Origin of the sequence: Bradyrhizobium tropiciagri (assembly GCF_018130505.1) — a bacterium.
Lineage (GTDB): Bacteria > Pseudomonadota > Alphaproteobacteria > Rhizobiales > Xanthobacteraceae > Bradyrhizobium > Bradyrhizobium tropiciagri_B.
Genome location: NZ_JAFCKH010000005.1, coordinates 201,499 through 215,543, shown reverse-complemented (window position 1 = coordinate 215,543; position 14,045 = coordinate 201,499). Strand labels below are relative to the sequence as shown.

16 protein-coding genes and 1 tRNA gene are annotated in these 14,045 nt (G+C 64.2%); 5 read left to right on the top strand and 12 right to left on the bottom strand.

Annotated features, from left to right (window positions below):
* Positions 1 to 170: 170 nt before the first annotated feature.
* Positions 171 to 536 (top strand): hypothetical protein, encoded by a 366-nt coding sequence (locus tag JQ633_RS14635; protein WP_211985742.1) that lies wholly within the window; start codon positions 171 to 173, stop codon positions 534 to 536.
* An 87-nt stretch (positions 537 to 623) separates the two neighbouring features.
* Here JQ633_RS14635 and JQ633_RS14630 read toward each other — a convergent pair whose 3' ends face one another.
* The 8 genes from JQ633_RS14630 to JQ633_RS14595 all read right to left on the bottom strand — a co-directional run bounded on the left by JQ633_RS14630 (position 624) and on the right by JQ633_RS14595 (position 7,782).
* Complete coding sequence (locus tag JQ633_RS14630; RefSeq protein ID WP_211985741.1) at positions 624 to 896, bottom strand: DUF1150 family protein; 273 nt, start codon at positions 894 to 896, stop codon at positions 624 to 626.
* Positions 897 to 946: 50 nt separating this feature from the next.
* Entirely contained in the window at positions 947 to 1,372 is a 426-nt protein-coding gene (locus JQ633_RS14625; RefSeq protein ID WP_139479436.1) for an Hsp20 family protein, read from the bottom strand.
* A 172-nt stretch (positions 1,373 to 1,544) separates the two neighbouring features.
* Complete coding sequence (locus JQ633_RS14620) at positions 1,545 to 2,627, bottom strand: sn-glycerol-3-phosphate import ATP-binding protein UgpC (RefSeq protein ID WP_211985740.1); 1,083 nt, start codon at positions 2,625 to 2,627, stop codon at positions 1,545 to 1,547.
* Positions 2,628 to 2,630: 3 nt separating this feature from the next.
* Positions 2,631 to 3,479: a sn-glycerol-3-phosphate ABC transporter permease UgpE gene (gene ugpE / locus JQ633_RS14615; RefSeq protein WP_211985739.1), complete on the bottom strand. Its 849-nt coding sequence runs from the start codon at positions 3,477 to 3,479 to the stop codon at positions 2,631 to 2,633.
* Complete coding sequence (ugpA, locus tag JQ633_RS14610; RefSeq protein WP_211985738.1) at positions 3,479 to 4,360, bottom strand: sn-glycerol-3-phosphate ABC transporter permease UgpA; 882 nt, start codon at positions 4,358 to 4,360, stop codon at positions 3,479 to 3,481. Before ugpA ends, ugpE begins: the two co-directional genes overlap by 1 nt.
* Positions 4,361 to 4,416: 56 nt before the next feature.
* Complete coding sequence (ugpB, locus tag JQ633_RS14605) at positions 4,417 to 5,736, bottom strand: sn-glycerol-3-phosphate ABC transporter substrate-binding protein UgpB (protein WP_211985737.1); 1,320 nt, start codon at positions 5,734 to 5,736, stop codon at positions 4,417 to 4,419.
* A 221-nt stretch (positions 5,737 to 5,957) separates the two neighbouring features.
* Complete coding sequence (locus JQ633_RS14600; RefSeq protein WP_249159325.1) at positions 5,958 to 7,163, bottom strand: CaiB/BaiF CoA transferase family protein; 1,206 nt, start codon at positions 7,161 to 7,163, stop codon at positions 5,958 to 5,960.
* Between the two features lie 193 nt (positions 7,164 to 7,356).
* Positions 7,357 to 7,782, bottom strand: a complete 426-nt coding sequence (locus JQ633_RS14595; protein ID WP_211985736.1) for an organic hydroperoxide resistance protein — start codon at positions 7,780 to 7,782, stop codon at positions 7,357 to 7,359.
* A 177-nt stretch (positions 7,783 to 7,959) separates the two neighbouring features.
* On the opposite strand from JQ633_RS14595, the gene JQ633_RS14590 reads away from it, so the two are divergent.
* On the top strand, positions 7,960 to 8,421 hold the full coding sequence (locus JQ633_RS14590) for a MarR family winged helix-turn-helix transcriptional regulator (protein ID WP_211985735.1): 462 nt from the start codon (positions 7,960 to 7,962) through the stop codon (positions 8,419 to 8,421).
* Positions 8,422 to 8,433: 12 nt separating this feature from the next.
* Here the strand turns inward: JQ633_RS14590 and JQ633_RS14585 are convergent, their stop codons facing one another.
* The 3 genes from JQ633_RS14585 to JQ633_RS14575 all read right to left on the bottom strand — a co-directional run bounded on the left by JQ633_RS14585 (position 8,434) and on the right by JQ633_RS14575 (position 9,386).
* Positions 8,434 to 8,673: a GIY-YIG nuclease family protein gene (locus tag JQ633_RS14585; protein ID WP_211986064.1), complete on the bottom strand. Its 240-nt coding sequence runs from the start codon at positions 8,671 to 8,673 to the stop codon at positions 8,434 to 8,436.
* A 134-nt stretch (positions 8,674 to 8,807) separates the two neighbouring features.
* Positions 8,808 to 8,883, bottom strand: a tRNA-Ala gene (locus tag JQ633_RS14580).
* A 95-nt stretch (positions 8,884 to 8,978) separates the two neighbouring features.
* Positions 8,979 to 9,386 carry a TIGR02300 family protein gene (locus JQ633_RS14575; RefSeq protein WP_211985734.1) on the bottom strand — a complete coding sequence of 136 codons (408 nt, stop codon included), beginning with the start codon at positions 9,384 to 9,386 and terminating at the stop codon, positions 8,979 to 8,981.
* A 143-nt stretch (positions 9,387 to 9,529) separates the two neighbouring features.
* On the opposite strand from JQ633_RS14575, the gene aroA reads away from it, so the two are divergent.
* Positions 9,530 to 10,867 (top strand): 3-phosphoshikimate 1-carboxyvinyltransferase, encoded by a 1,338-nt coding sequence (gene aroA, locus JQ633_RS14570; RefSeq protein ID WP_211985733.1) that lies wholly within the window; start codon positions 9,530 to 9,532, stop codon positions 10,865 to 10,867.
* Positions 10,864 to 11,493, top strand: a complete 630-nt coding sequence (gene cmk, locus JQ633_RS14565; protein WP_211985732.1) for a (d)CMP kinase — start codon at positions 10,864 to 10,866, stop codon at positions 11,491 to 11,493. The genes aroA and cmk overlap by 4 nt, the downstream gene beginning before the upstream one ends.
* A 65-nt stretch (positions 11,494 to 11,558) precedes the next feature.
* Here cmk and JQ633_RS14560 read toward each other — a convergent pair whose 3' ends face one another.
* Positions 11,559 to 11,732 (bottom strand): hypothetical protein, encoded by a 174-nt coding sequence (locus tag JQ633_RS14560; protein WP_211985731.1) that lies wholly within the window; start codon positions 11,730 to 11,732, stop codon positions 11,559 to 11,561.
* Between the two features lie 505 nt (positions 11,733 to 12,237).
* On the opposite strand from JQ633_RS14560, the gene rpsA reads away from it, so the two are divergent.
* On the top strand, positions 12,238 to 13,947 hold the full coding sequence (gene rpsA / locus JQ633_RS14555; RefSeq protein ID WP_211985730.1) for a 30S ribosomal protein S1: 1,710 nt from the start codon (positions 12,238 to 12,240) through the stop codon (positions 13,945 to 13,947).
* Positions 13,948 to 14,045 lie beyond the last annotated feature (98 nt).

Below are 14,045 nucleotides of genomic sequence, written 5' to 3'. Positions count from 1 at the left end.
AACGACGCTCATGACTGCGCGTGACCGTTGGTCATGGGAACCGATTACAGCATGGAATTGCACGAAGCGGAACCGGGCCGCCGTCGTGGTCCGAGCGCTTATTGACAACCGTCCGATCAAGCCGGAAGACAAGCGGGCGCGGCGTCGCGCATGAGAACAAGGGATGCCTGATGTCCCGCGATTTTCGCCTGGATCGAGTGCCCGTCGATGTGCTCGCCTATGAATTTGCCGAGGAGACGGCGTCCGCGCTCGGGCGAATGGGGCGCGCGCTGGAAGCGGCGCTCGCCAGGTTGCGCGAGTTCGACGCCGCGCATCCGCAGGCAAGCCTGACGGAATCGACACTCCTGACAGAATCGACACTGCGGTCGCGGCGTCTTCTGGTCAGGGAAGCCGGCCACGCGCTGTGGATGTTCGTGGTGCAGCGAGAGGCTTGCGGGCTGCGCAACAATCGCATGCTGATGCGCGACTACAACGTGCCCGGCGAGGTGCAGCTCTGCATGGGGCCGATCATCACAGCATCGCCCGCAGCACAATAACGCAAATGAAAAATGCGCGGGCCGCCTCGAGCTGTATCGAGGCATGCCCGCGCACTTGAACTCGCGGATGCTAAATTCAGCCGGCGTCTAGTGGACGCTGACGGCCTGCAACTCGTTGCTCCAGGCGTTGGCGATCGCAGCTTCCCGGCTGTCGGTCAGCATGATCGGCGTGCCGTCGGCGGCGTGGAGCGCGAACAGCTTGAGGCCCGGCGCAATCTGGGGCGCCTCGGGGAACAGCCCCGGCACGTCCTCGGAGCGGACCTGCTTCACATAGGCGATATGGCCTTCGCCCAGATGAGCCAACGCTTCCGGCGTGACGCTGTCGGACGATTGGATGGTGGTGGTACTCAGTTCACTCATGGTCTCGACTCCTCAGTCAGATAAGCGGTCGAGTCCGCTCCTGGTTTCTATTATTCGTGCTCATTGATAGCGATTGTCTTAATGACCCGTTCAGGCTCCGGCCTGGCCAGGTCGATCGACAACAGCCCGTTCTTCAGGTCCGCGCCCAGCACCTGCATCCCCTCCGCCAGCACGAAGGTGCGCTGGAAGTGGCGCGCGGCGATGCCGCGATGGATGTACTGCCGGGCCTTGTCGTCCTGCTGGCGGCCGCGGATGACGAGCTGATTTTCCTCAATGGTCACATCGAGTTGGTCGCGGGTAAAACCCGCCACGGCCAGCGTGATGCGCAGCCTTTCGGGCTGCCCGTTGGACCGGTCGAACCGCTCGATGTTGTAGGGAGGATAGCCGTCAGCGCCCTTCACGACCCGATCGAGCGCACGCTCGATCTCGTCGAATCCCAGAAGGAACGGACTGGACAACGATGGAACACGAGACATTACAAAGTCCTCTCGAAGCGACTTTGAGGGGCCCTTGCGGCACCCCATGCAACCGGCGGGCCGTCTTGGCCTTCCGGTCAGTGAGGAATATGGGAGCGAGCTGGATAACGTTCAAGCGGCCCCGAAACCAGCGTAAACGCCGGTAACATGGGGCAAAATTCTTCCCTATCGGTTATTGCCCGACCCGCTTTCGTCCGTCGGCGGTAAATAGATGCAGTTTGTCGCGCGGTGCGACCGCCCGGATCCGCTCGCCGATCGCCGGCCCGCTGGTCCCGGGAACCCGGACGATCACCTCGCCGGGCGGCAGGTCGCCGGGGTTGGCGGCAACCCCCTGTTCCTCGCGCTGGCGGCTGCCGTAGACGAAGGTTTCGGCGCCGACATGCTCGATCGCCTCGACCGTCAGGCCGAGCGCGACCCCGCCGGGGGCCGTCTCGCCGGAGATGACGAAATCCTCCGGCCGGATGCCGACGATCCCGGCGCCGTCGGCGCCTGTGACCTGGGACGACAGCTCGTCCGAATGCAGCGGCATCAGGTTCATCGGCGGCGCGCCGATGAAGGAGGCGACGAAGGTGGTCGCCGGCCGCTGGTAGATGTCGAGCGGATTGCCGATCTGCTCGACCTGGCCGCCATTCATGACGACGAGGATGTCGGCCAGCGTCATCGCCTCGAGCTGGTCGTGGGTGACGTAGATCGACGTGGTGTTGAGCCGGCGCTGCAGCTTGCGGATCTCGACCCGCATCGCGATGCGCAGCTTGGCGTCGAGGTTGGAGAGCGGCTCGTCGAACAGGAACACCTTCGGCTGGCGCACGATGGCGCGGCCCATCGCGACGCGCTGGCGCTGGCCGCCGGACAGCTGCCGCGGCTTGCGCTCCAGCATCGGCGCCAGCTCGAGGATGCGCGCGGCCTCCTCGACGCGGGTCTTGATCTCGGCCTCGGCCATGCCGCGATTGCGCAGGCCGTAGGCCATGTTGTTGTAGACGCTCATATGTGGATAGAGCGCGTAGTTCTGGAACACCATCGCGATGTCGCGATCGGCGGGCTCGACCTGGTTGACGACGCGGCCGCCGATATCGATCTCGCCGCCGGTGATGGTCTCGAGCCCCGCGACCATGCGCAGCAGCGTGGACTTGCCGCAGCCGCTGGGGCCGACCAGCACGCAGAATTGGCCGTCGCCGACATCGACGTCGACGCCCTTGATGGCCTCGAAGCCGCCGGGATAGGTCTTGCGGACGCTGCGCAGCGTGACGTTAGCCATGGATTATTTTTCCGTCTCCACCAGTCCGCGCACGAACAGTTTTTGCATCGCGACGACGACAAACACCGGCGGCAGCATCGCCAGCAGCGCGGTCGCCATCACCACCGGCCATTCGGTCAGCGCGTCGGTGGTGGTGATCATCTTGCGGATGCCGACCTGGATGGTCTGCATGTCGTCACGGGTCGTGATCAGCAGCGGCCAGAGATATTGATTCCAGCCGAGGATGAACAGGATCACGAACAGCGCCGCCATGTTGGTGCGCGACAGCGGCAGCAGCGTATCCCAGAAGAAGCGGAACGGGCCGGCGCCGTCGATGCGCGAGGCTTCCAGCAGCTCATCCGGCACTGTCATGAAGAACTGCCGGAACAAGAGCGTCGCGGTGGCGGAGGCGATCAGCGGCAGCGACAGGCCGGCATAGCTGTCGAGCAGATGCAGATCGGCGACGATCTTGTAGGTCGGATAGATGCGCACCTCGACCGGCAGCATCAACGTGATGAAGATGATCCAGAAAATCGCCATCCGGAACGGGAAGCGGAAATAGACGATCGCATAGGCCGAGATGATCGAGATCGCGATTTTGCCGATCGCGATCAACAGCGCCATGATTAGCGAGTTCAGCATCATGTTGAGCACGGGCTCGCGGGTCGAGCCGCTCGTGCCTACAAACAGCGTCTGGTAGTAGGTTTCGAAGAAATGGCCGCCGGGCAGCAGCGACATCTGGCCGTTGGCGATGACGGCGTTGTCCTGGGTCGAGGCGACCAGCGCGAGATAGACCGGGAAGGCGACGATCGCGATCCCGATCCACAGGATGACGTGAGCCAGATAGCGCTGGAAGCCCTCTTCCTCGACCATCAGTAGGTCACCTTGCGTTCGACGAAGCGGAACTGGATCGCCGTCAGCATGATGACGATGACCATCAGGATCACCGACTGCGCCGCCGAGGAGCCGAGATTGCCGCCGAGCAGGCCGTCCGTGTAGACCTTGTAGACCAGCGTTTCGGTCGCCTTGCCGGGACCGCCGCGCGTCATCGTGTCGATGATGCCGAAGGTGTCGAAGAAGGCGTAGACGATGTTGATGACCAAGAGGAAGAAGATGGTCGGCGACAGCAGCGGGAAGATCACGGTCCAGAACCGCCGCATCGGGCGCGCGCCGTCGATCGCGGCGGCCTCGATCACGCTTCTGGGGATGCTCTGCAGCCCGGCGAGGAAGAACAGGAAGTTGTAGGAGATCTGCTTCCAGGCCGCCGCGAGGATGATCAGGAGCGCAGCCTGGTCGCCGTTGAGCAGCGGATTCCAGTCGACGCCCAACGTGCGCAGATAGCGCGACAGCACGCCGAGCGAAGGATGCAGCATGAACACCCAGAGCACGCCGACCACCGGCGGCGCCACCGCATAGGGCCAGATCAAGAGCGTGCGGTAGAGCATCGAGCCGCGCAGCGGCTTGTCGGCCATCACGGCGAGCAGCAGTGCGAAGGACAGCGAGGAGACGGCGATCGCGAACGAGAACGCAAAGGTCCTGACGATCGCGGCGAAATAGGCCGGATCCTTGAACAGCTCGAGATAGTTTTCGAACCAGACGAAGCTGGTGGAGAGGCCGAAGGCGTCCTGCAGCAGGAAGGACTGGATCACCGCCTGCACGGCCGGCCAATAGAAAAAGATCAGCACGATCGCGAGTTGCGGGGCAACCAGCGCGTAAGGCAGCAGCTTTGACTGGAAGATCGCGTTCTTTTGCATGATCTCGGGAGGGTGGCAGGCCGCGGGATGCGGCCTGCCGGTCTTAGCCCATCATGTCAGCGGACGGCGGTCTTTTCAAACTGCCGCAGCATCTGGTTGCCGCGCTCGACGGCGGCGTCCAGCGCCTGCTTGGCGGTCTTCTTGCCGGCCAGCGCCTGCTCGATCTCCTCCGACCACATGTCGCGCAGCTGAACCATGTTGCCGAGGCGCAGGCCGCGGGAATTCTCCGTCGGCTCCTTGTTGGTCAATTCCAGCAGCGGGGTCTCGAGATAGGGCTGGTCCTTGTAGAAGCCCTCTTCCTTGGCCTTGGCATAGGCGGCCTTGGTGATCGGCAGATAGCCCGAGGCCTTGTGGATCCAGACCTGGCGGTCGGTGTCCGACAGGAAGGTCAGAAACTTGGCCACGCCCTTGTATTCCTCGGGCGACTTGCCGCCCATGATCCAGAGCGAGGCGCCGCCGATGATCGAGTTCTGCGGTGCGCCCTTGACGTCAGGATAATAGGGCATCGGCGCGGCGGTGAAGTTGAACTTGGCCTGCGCCTTGACGTTGCCGAAGAACGCCGAGGAGGTCAGGTAGATCGGGCATTCGCCGGAGGTGAAGCGGCCTTCGCCGGTGTTGGTGCGGCCGGCATAGTCGTAGGTCTTGTCCTTCTGCAACTCGACCAGGTTCTCGAGATGCTTGACCTGCAGCGGGCCGTTGAACTCCAGCACGGTATCGAAGCCGTCGAGGCCGTTGGCCTTGCTGGCGAGCGGCACGTTGTGCCAGGCCGACAGCTGCTCGAGATTGACCCAGGTGACCCAGGAGCCCGAGAAGCCGCAGGTGTTGTAGCCGGCGGCCTTCAGCTTCTTGGCGTCCTCGAACACTTGCGGCCAGGTCTTCGGGATCTCCGCGATGTTGGCCTTCTTCAGCGCGTCGAGATTGACCCACATCACCGTCGACGACGAGTTGAAGGGGAACGACAGCATCTCGCCCTTCGAGGTCGAGTAGTAGCCGGTGATCGCGGGCAGATAGACCTTCGGATCGAACTTCTCGCCGGCGTCGGCCATCAGCTTGTAGACCGGTTTGACGGCGCCGGTGGCGGCCATCATGGTCGCGGTGCCGACCTCGAACACCTGCATGATGTGCGGGGCGTTGCCGGCGCGGAACGCGGCGATGCCGGCGTTCATGGTGTCGGCGTAGCCGCCCTTGTAGGTCGGGATGACCTTGTAGTCGCTCTGTGCGGCGTTGAAATCGTTGGCCAGCTTGACGATGACGTCGTTATTGGCGCCGGTCATCGCGTGCCACCACTGGATCTCGGTCACCGCAAACGCCGGCGACGCGCCGAACGCGAGCGTGACTGCAAGTGCAGCAGCCGCACCAAATTGTCGAAGTGCCATCAAGAATCCCTCCCCTCGGCCGTCAAAAATGTGCGCTTGCGCTAGCAGCGCCCTGTGACGTTCACATGACTTGTGTAAGCGGCCCAAACGAAAGCGGCAAGCGCAAGAAAATGGAAGCCGGAAAATAGGCGAAGATGCAGGCACGCGCGGCCGCCCTGCGGCGCGAGCCTGTGCCCGCGCCGCAGTGCGGCATTCCGTCAACGATCTTGCCGGCTATGGCCTCAGCGCTTGCGCTCGGGACCGCAGACCACGCCCTCTTCGACGAGGGCCTTGATCTCGTCCGTCGAGTAGCCGAACTCGCCGAGCACCTCCGCGGCATGCTGGCTGAATTTCGGCGGGGTGCGCCGCAGGCTCGGCTTGGTGCGCTCGAGCCGCACCGGCGAGGCGACGCCCTTGTACCAATCCTTCTCGATGATATCGCCGCGATGGATGGTGTGCGGGTTGGTCAGCGCCTGGTCGATCTTCTGCACCGGGCCGGCGGGCAGGCCGGCGGCGAGCAGCCGGTTGCACAGCGGCTCGGCCTCATGCTGGCTGAACACCGCGGCGAGCTCGACGCGCAGCGCGTCGCGGTTGGCGATGCGGTCCTTGTTGCGGGCAAAGCGCGGATCGGTGCCGAGCTCGGGCTTGCCGATCTCCTTGGCGAGTTTGCGGAAGGTGCCGTCATTGCCGACGCCGATGAAGATGTTGTCGGTCTTGGTCGGGAAGATCGCGTAAGGAACGAGGTTGGGATGCTCGTTGCCAGTCAGCGACGGCGGCTTGCCGTGCATGAAATAGTTGGCGGTGTGCGGATGCATGATCGCAAGCCCGGTCTCGTACAGCGTCGTTTCGAGGAACTGGCCGAGCCCCGAGCGCTGCCGCTCCGACAGTGCCATCAGGATGCCGATCGCCGCGTAGAGGCCGGTGGTGATGTCGACCAGCGGCACGCCGATCCGCATCGGGCCGCTCTCGGGCGAGCCGGTCGCCGCGATCATGCCGGTCATCGCCTGGATGATCGCGTCATAGCCGGGATTGCCGCCACGCGGGCCGTCGCCGCCGAAGCCGGAGATGCGGCAATGCACGAGGCGCGGAAATTTTGCGCGCAGCACGTCGTTGCCGATGCCCCATTTGTCGAGCGTGCCCGGCTTGAAATTCTCGATCAGCACGTCGGCGGTCTCGAGCATCTTCAGCAGCACGACGCGGCCGCCCTCGGAGGCGAGGTCGAGGCCGATTGAGCGCTTGTTGCGGTTGATGCCGACGAAATAGGCCGCGTCCTCCTCGTGGAAGGGAGGACCCCAGTCGCGTACTTCGTCGCCGGCGGGCGGCTCGACCTTGATCACGTCGGCGCCGTGGTCGGCAAGGATCTGCGTGCAATAGGGGCCACCGAGCACGCGCGTCAGATCGATCACGCGCAGTCCGGTCATCGCGCCCGCAGCTGCTGGGGTATTCATGGAAGCAACCTTCGCTCGGATGGACGTAAGGGTCCCAGAGCTAACGGTTGTCGGGCGGGGCAGCAATGCCCTCGTCGGCGCAGGGCCATGCAGCCGGCCGCCGCGCGGTCGCTGTGCAAACCGGGTGGCGGAAAAACGAATGGTCCGCCACGATTGGTGGCGGACCATCCGGAAGCGCGCAGGTTGCGATCAATCAGACGACGGTCAGCTTGACGTCGACATTGCCGCGGGTGGCGTTGGAATACGGGCACACATGGTGCGCCTTCTCGACCAGCGCCTCGGCCTCGGCGCGGGGCACGCCGGGCAGCGAGACCGCGAGCTCGACGGCAAGACCAAAGCCGCCTTCCGAGCGCGGGCCGATGCCGACCGTCGAGGTGACGGTGGTGTCGGCGGGAACCTTCGGGCCGCCCTGCGAAGCCACGAACTTCATGGCGCCGATGAAGCAGGCGGCATAGCCGGCCGCGAACAGCTGCTCCGGATTGTTGCCGGCGCCGCCGCCGCCACCGAGCTCCTTCGGGGTCGCGAGCTTGACGTCGAGCGCGCCGTCGAGCGTCGCCGCATGGCCGTCGCGGCCGCCGGTTGCCTTGGCGCTGGTCTTGTAGAGCACGTTCACAGACATGGTGGTCTCCCTTGGGTTTTGGACGGGGTCTTCAATTCGACGGGCATATCTATTGCGCAAAATTAGATTGTGCGCAATATGAATTATGCGGCCTCACATTTAATTGTCCGCAATTGAATTTGCGGTCCCGCGCGCCCACAATGACCCGGAAGTGCGATGGATTCGATGGGAATCATCATGGCCAGGAAACAGACGGCGGCCGACCAGGCGCTACGGCTCGACAACCAGATCTGCTTTGCGGTCTATTCGACCGCGCACGCGTTCAACCGCGTCTACAAGCCGCTGCTCGACCGGCTCGGCCTGACCTATCCGCAATATCTCGTCATGCTGGCGCTGTGGGAGCGCGACGACGTGCCGGTGAAGGATCTCGGCGAGCGCCTGTTCCTGGACTCCGGCACGCTGACGCCGCTGCTCAAGCGGCTGGAGGCGGCGGAGCTGATCCGGCGGACCCGCAGCACCGAGGACGAGCGGCTGGTGCTGATCGCGCTCACCGCGCAGGGCCAGGCGCTGCGCGAAAAGGCGAAAGTAGTGCCGCAATCGATCCTCGCGGCCTCGGCCTGCTCGGTCGGCGAATTGCTGGCGATGAAAGATGAGATCGTGTCGCTGCGCGACAGGCTGAATGCGGTGCTGGGGGAGTAGGGGGGGCGGCGGTTAGAGGCGCTTCTTGGCGAAGGCGCGGCCGGAGTGGCTCTTCAGATATTTCTCAAAGGCCAGAGCTTTATATTTGTCGGGAAACGCGCAGTACCAGACGAGTTGCCACGGTCTGAATTTTGACGTGTGCGCGGACTTGCCGGCATTGTGCTCGGGCAGCCGCCGCTTCAGGTCTTCAGTGGCGCCGACGTATTCCTGATCGGGGAAATTGATGCTGCGGATGATGTAGACGTACCACATTTGCATCCACATTCCGGCAACGAGGCATTAGCGCCCCTTGCAGTCCGTCTTCGCCCTTCGGGCTACGCCGGACACCACGCTTCGCCCCTCAGGCTCCGCGCGGCTGCGCCACGCGTAGCCCGAAGGGCGAAGCGTGGTGGAGCCAGGCGGGATCGAACCGCCGACCTCTTGCATGCCATGCAAGCGCTCTCCCAGCTGAGCTATGGCCCCTAATCCAAATGGGACGATCCTGGGGGATCAAATCCCTGCCGCCGAGCCTAGTCGACTCGCGCGGCAGCACCGTTGATCACAGATCGGCGCCGATCTCAAGTCTCTTCGTCGCCGCCGACGTCACCAATGATGTCGGTCACGTCCTCATCGCCCTCTTCCTCGTCGGCGATGAAGGTCGAATCGTCGTCGTCATCGTCATCCAGGGTCTCGTCGACCTCGATGTCGTCCTCGGATTCGGGAACCTGGGCCTTGACCTTGCCGGTGTTCTCCTCGGCATCGGCCTCCTCGAGCGAGACCGTCTCTTCGCTCTCGGCCGTCTCCGGCATCTCGGCTGCGGTCGACGGCGAATGGACGGGTGCGCTGCGGCCCCGCGGCGGTGCCACGGGCGCGATCGGCACGACCTCGCCGGTGTAGGGCGAGATCACCGGGTTCTTGTTGAGATCGTAGAACTTCTTGCCCGTGGTCGGGCAAATGCGCTTGGTTCCGAGGTCGGACTTGGCCACGTGGTAATCCCAGAATTTCCTGAAAACGGTGCTTCACTTGGCTAGTTGAGGAGCCGCTGTCAATAGAAGTCTGCGCGCATTTGACGGGCGCGTGACGCGGTGTTGCCTATGTGGTACCTGCCGCGGCGCGAGAGGACACAATCTTGGCCCAATCTGCCCCCCCGACACCACTCGAATCCCGTGCCTGCGGCCCGCTGGCCGGCAAAGTGCGCGTTCCCGGCGACAAATCGATCTCCCACCGCGCCCTGATCCTGGGGGCGCTTTCTGTCGGCGAAACCCGCATTTCCGGACTTCTGGAAGGCGAGGACGTGCTCAACACCGCCAAATCCATGCGCGCATTGGGCGCGAGGGTCGAGCGGACGGCGCCTTTTGCCTGGACGGTCAACGGCGTTGGGGTCGGAGGTTTTGCCCAGCCCTCCGAAACTCTCGATTTTGGCAATTCCGGCACCGGCTGCCGGCTGGTGATGGGTGCGGTCGCCGGCTGCCCGATCGCGGCTGTGTTCGACGGCGACGCCTCGCTGCGCTCGCGGCCGATGCGGCGCATCCTCGATCCGCTTGAGTTGATGGGGGCAAGGACCAGCGATATCCGCGAAGGCGGCCGGCTGCCGCTGACGCTGCACGGGGCCCGCTATCCGGTGCCGATCGTCTACAAGACCCCGGTCGCTTCGGCCCAGATCAAGTCAGCGGTGCTGCTGGCGGGGCTGTCGGCCCCCGGCATCACCACCGTGATCGAGCAGGAGGCGAGCCGCGACCACACCGAGCTGATGCTGAAGCACTTCGGCGCCGAGATCACCTCGGAGAACGAAGGCAGCCATGGCCGCAGGATCACCCTGTCGGGTGAGCCCGAACTGCGCGGCGCCGAGGTCGTGGTGCCCGCCGATCCGTCATCGGCGTCATTCCCGATCGTCGCCGCGCTGATCGTCGACGGCTCCGACGTCGTCTTCTCGGACGTGATGACCAATCCGCTGCGCACCGGCCTGTTCACCACGCTCCGCGAAATGGGCGCCTCGATCGAGGAGAGCGAGCTGCGTGGCGATGCCGGCGAGCCGATGGCGCAATTGCGCGTGCGCGGCTCGAAGCTGCGCGGCGTCGAGGTGCCGCCGGAGCGGGCGCCGTCGATGATCGACGAATATCTGGTGCTGGCGGTGGCCGCGGCCTATGCCGAAGGCACCACGATCATGCGCGGCCTGCACGAGCTGCGCGTCAAGGAATCCGACCGGCTCGAGGCCACCGCGGCGATGCTGCGCGTCAACGGCGTCAAGGTCGAGATCGCCGGCGATGATCTGATCGTCGAAGGCCGTGGCCACGTTCCCGGCGGCGGCCTCGTCGCCACTCATATGGACCATCGCATCGCGATGTCGGCGCTGGTGATGGGCTGCGCGTCGGATCGGCCGGTCAAGGTCGACGACACCGCCTTCATCGCCACCAGTTTCCCGGATTTCATTCCGATGATGCGCTCGCTCGGAGCTGACTTCGCATGATCATCGCTATCGACGGACCCGCCGCCTCGGGCAAAGGCACGCTCGGCAAGCGGCTCGCCCATCACTACGGCTACCGCCATCTCGACACCGGCGTGATCTATCGCGCGGTGGCCTACGCCATGATCGAAGCCGGCGCGGAGCTCGACAATGAGGTGCTGGCGGTGGCTGCGGCGCTCGAGCTCGACCCCGAGAAGTTCGGCAATCCGATCCTGAAGACCCAGAAGGTCGGCGACGCCGCTTCGGTGGTGTCGGCGATTCCGAAGGTCCGCGAAGTGCTGGTGAATTTTCAGCGCCAGTTCGCCGCCGATCCGCCCGGCGCGGTGCTGGACGGGCGCGATATCGGCACGGTGATCTGTCCGAATGCCGACGTGAAGATCTTCGTGGTCGCCGATCCCCGGGTGCGGGCGCGGCGGCGGACCCTGGAGGCCCGCTCCCGCGGCGAGGACGCCGACGAGGAAGCGGTGCTGGCCGACATCATCAAGCGTGACGAGCGCGACCAGAACCGCCCGATCGCGCCGCTGCGTCCGGCCGCAGACGCCCACACGCTGGACAATTCCAACCTCGACATCGAGGCCGGCGTCCGCGCCGCCATCGCCATTGTCGAAGCGGCCCGCGCCAGACGCTGACGTCCGGACGAAGAAAAGAGCGCGATGACGATGCCATCGCGCTCCGGATCAGTCGATTTTTTAGGTCAGTTTTTGGACCAATAGCGGTCGAAGGGCAGTTCCTGGTCGGCCATGCTCAGGATCGGCTGCTCGGCCTGGACCGATGCGGCGCGCTGGGCTGAACCGGTGCCGGGCATCGCGGCAATGGCATTTCCAATCGTCACGATGGCAACCGCCGCCAGCACCACAAAGCTCTTCATGAATTTCGTCTCCCCGTTTTTTTAATGCGGCGATGTTGTCCGGGGTCGGCTTAAGAACAGGTTCCGGCCGCGGCGCCGTGACGGGCATTTCCCGTGGTGCGGTCAATACGGCCTTGCGATTTAGGGTTTCCGAGCCGTAGCCGAGCTCCCGCGACGGCCTCGGAGACCCGTAAATCAGGCCGTTTTTGCTTGCCGAAAGGGGGCCTCGGGGCTATATCAGCGCCGTCCGGACCACCATCGATCATGTCGAGGCTGTGTCTGAAGCGGGCCGGTGATGGGTTTGAACCCTCGCCGCATCTGGAGGAACGCCCGCTCCCAGGTCTTGAAGGCGATATTTCGTTTCGGGTCCGGATCATCAATACGTACCGAACGTGCAGTCCTGCTGCCGGCCCGCTGTTGCGCCTCCTGCAACGAGCGGTCGTCAGGGTTTGCGGAGCCCTGACACTTCACGTGCGGTACGCCCATCAACCCGAACGGCCGGCGAGATTCCGCATCTGGAGATCAAATGGTTTCGAATTCTGCGTCTTCCTATACTCCCACCCGCGACGACTTCGCGGCGATGCTTGATGAGTCCTTTGCCGGCGGCAATTTGCAGGAAAGCTCGGTCATCAAGGGCAAGGTTGTTGCAATCGAGAAGGACATGGCCGTCATCGACGTCGGCCTGAAGACCGAAGGCCGCGTCGCGCTGCGCGAATTCGCCGGCCCCGGCCGTGACAGCGATCTGAAGGTCGGTGACACCGTCGAGGTGTTCCTCGACCGTATCGAGAATGCGCTCGGCGAAGCCGTGTTGTCGCGCGACAAGGCGCGCCGCGAGGAGAGCTGGGGCAAGCTCGAGAAGGCGTTCCAGAACAACGAAAAGGTCAACGGCGTCATCTTCAACCAGGTCAAGGGCGGCTTCACGGTCGACCTCGACGGTGCGGTGGCCTTCCTGCCGCGCTCGCAGGTCGACATCCGTCCGATCCGCGACGTTGCGCCGCTGATGAACAATTCGCAGCCGTTCCAGATCCTCAAGATGGACCGCCGCCGCGGCAACATCGTGGTGTCGCGCCGCACGGTTCTCGAAGAGACCCGCGCCGAGCAGCGCCAGGAGCTGGTGCAGAACCTCGAAGAGGGTCAGGTGATCGACGGCGTGGTCAAGAACATCACCGATTACGGTGCGTTCGTTGATCTCGGCGGCATCGACGGCCTACTGCATGTCACCGATATCGCCTGGCGCCGCGTCAACCACCCGACCGAGGTGCTGACCATCGGCCAGACGGTGAAGGTCAAGATCATCAAGATCAACCACGAGACGCACCGCATCTCGCTCGGCATGAAGCAGCTGCTGGACGATCCGTGGCAGGGCATCGAAGCCAAGTACCCGCTGGGTGCCCGCTTCACCGGCCGCGTCACCAACATCACCGACTACGGCGCGTTCGTCGAGCTCGAGCCGGGCATCGAAGGCCTGATCCACGTCTCCGAGATGTCGTGGACCAAGAAGAACATGCACCCCGGCAAGATCGTCTCGACCTCGCAGGAAGTCGAAGTGCAGGTGCTGGAAGTCGATTCCGTCAAGCGCCGTATCTCGCTCGGCCTCAAGCAGACCATGCGCAATCCCTGGGAGGTCTTCGTCGAGAAGTTCCCGGTCGGTTCGGTGGTCGAGGGCGAGGTCAAGAACAAGACCGAGTTCGGTCTGTTCCTGGGTCTCGAGGGCGACGTCGACGGCATGGTCCATCTCTCCGACCTCGACTGGAAGCTGCCGGGCGAGCAGGTGATCGACAACTTCAAGAAGGGCGACATGGTCAAGGCCGTGGTGCTCGATGTCGATGTCGAGAAGGAGCGTATCTCGCTCGGTATCAAGCAGCTCGAAGGCGACCCCTTCGCGGAGCCGGGCGACGTCAAGAAGGGCGCCGTCGTGACCTGCGAAGTGCTCGAGGTGAAGGAAGGCGGCATCGAGGTGAAGATCTCGGGCACCGAATTCGCCACCTTCATCAAGCGGTCCGAGCTGGCCCGCGACCGCAACGACCAGCGCCCCGAGCGCTTCGCCGTCGGCGAGAAGGTCGATGCCCGCGTCATCCAGTTCGACAAGAAGGCCCGCAAGGTGCAGGTCTCGATCAAGGCGCTGGAAGTCGCAGAAGAGAAGGAAGCCATCGCGCAGTACGGCTCCTCCGATTCGGGAGCGACGCTCGGTGACATCCTCGGCACCGCGCTCAAGAACCGCGGCACCGACAAGTAAGCGTTCGTTCAATCGACGTGATCAAAGCCCCGGCGAAAGCCGGGGCTTTTTTGCTTTTGCGGCCTGGTAGCCCGGATGGAGCGAAGCGAAATCCGGGG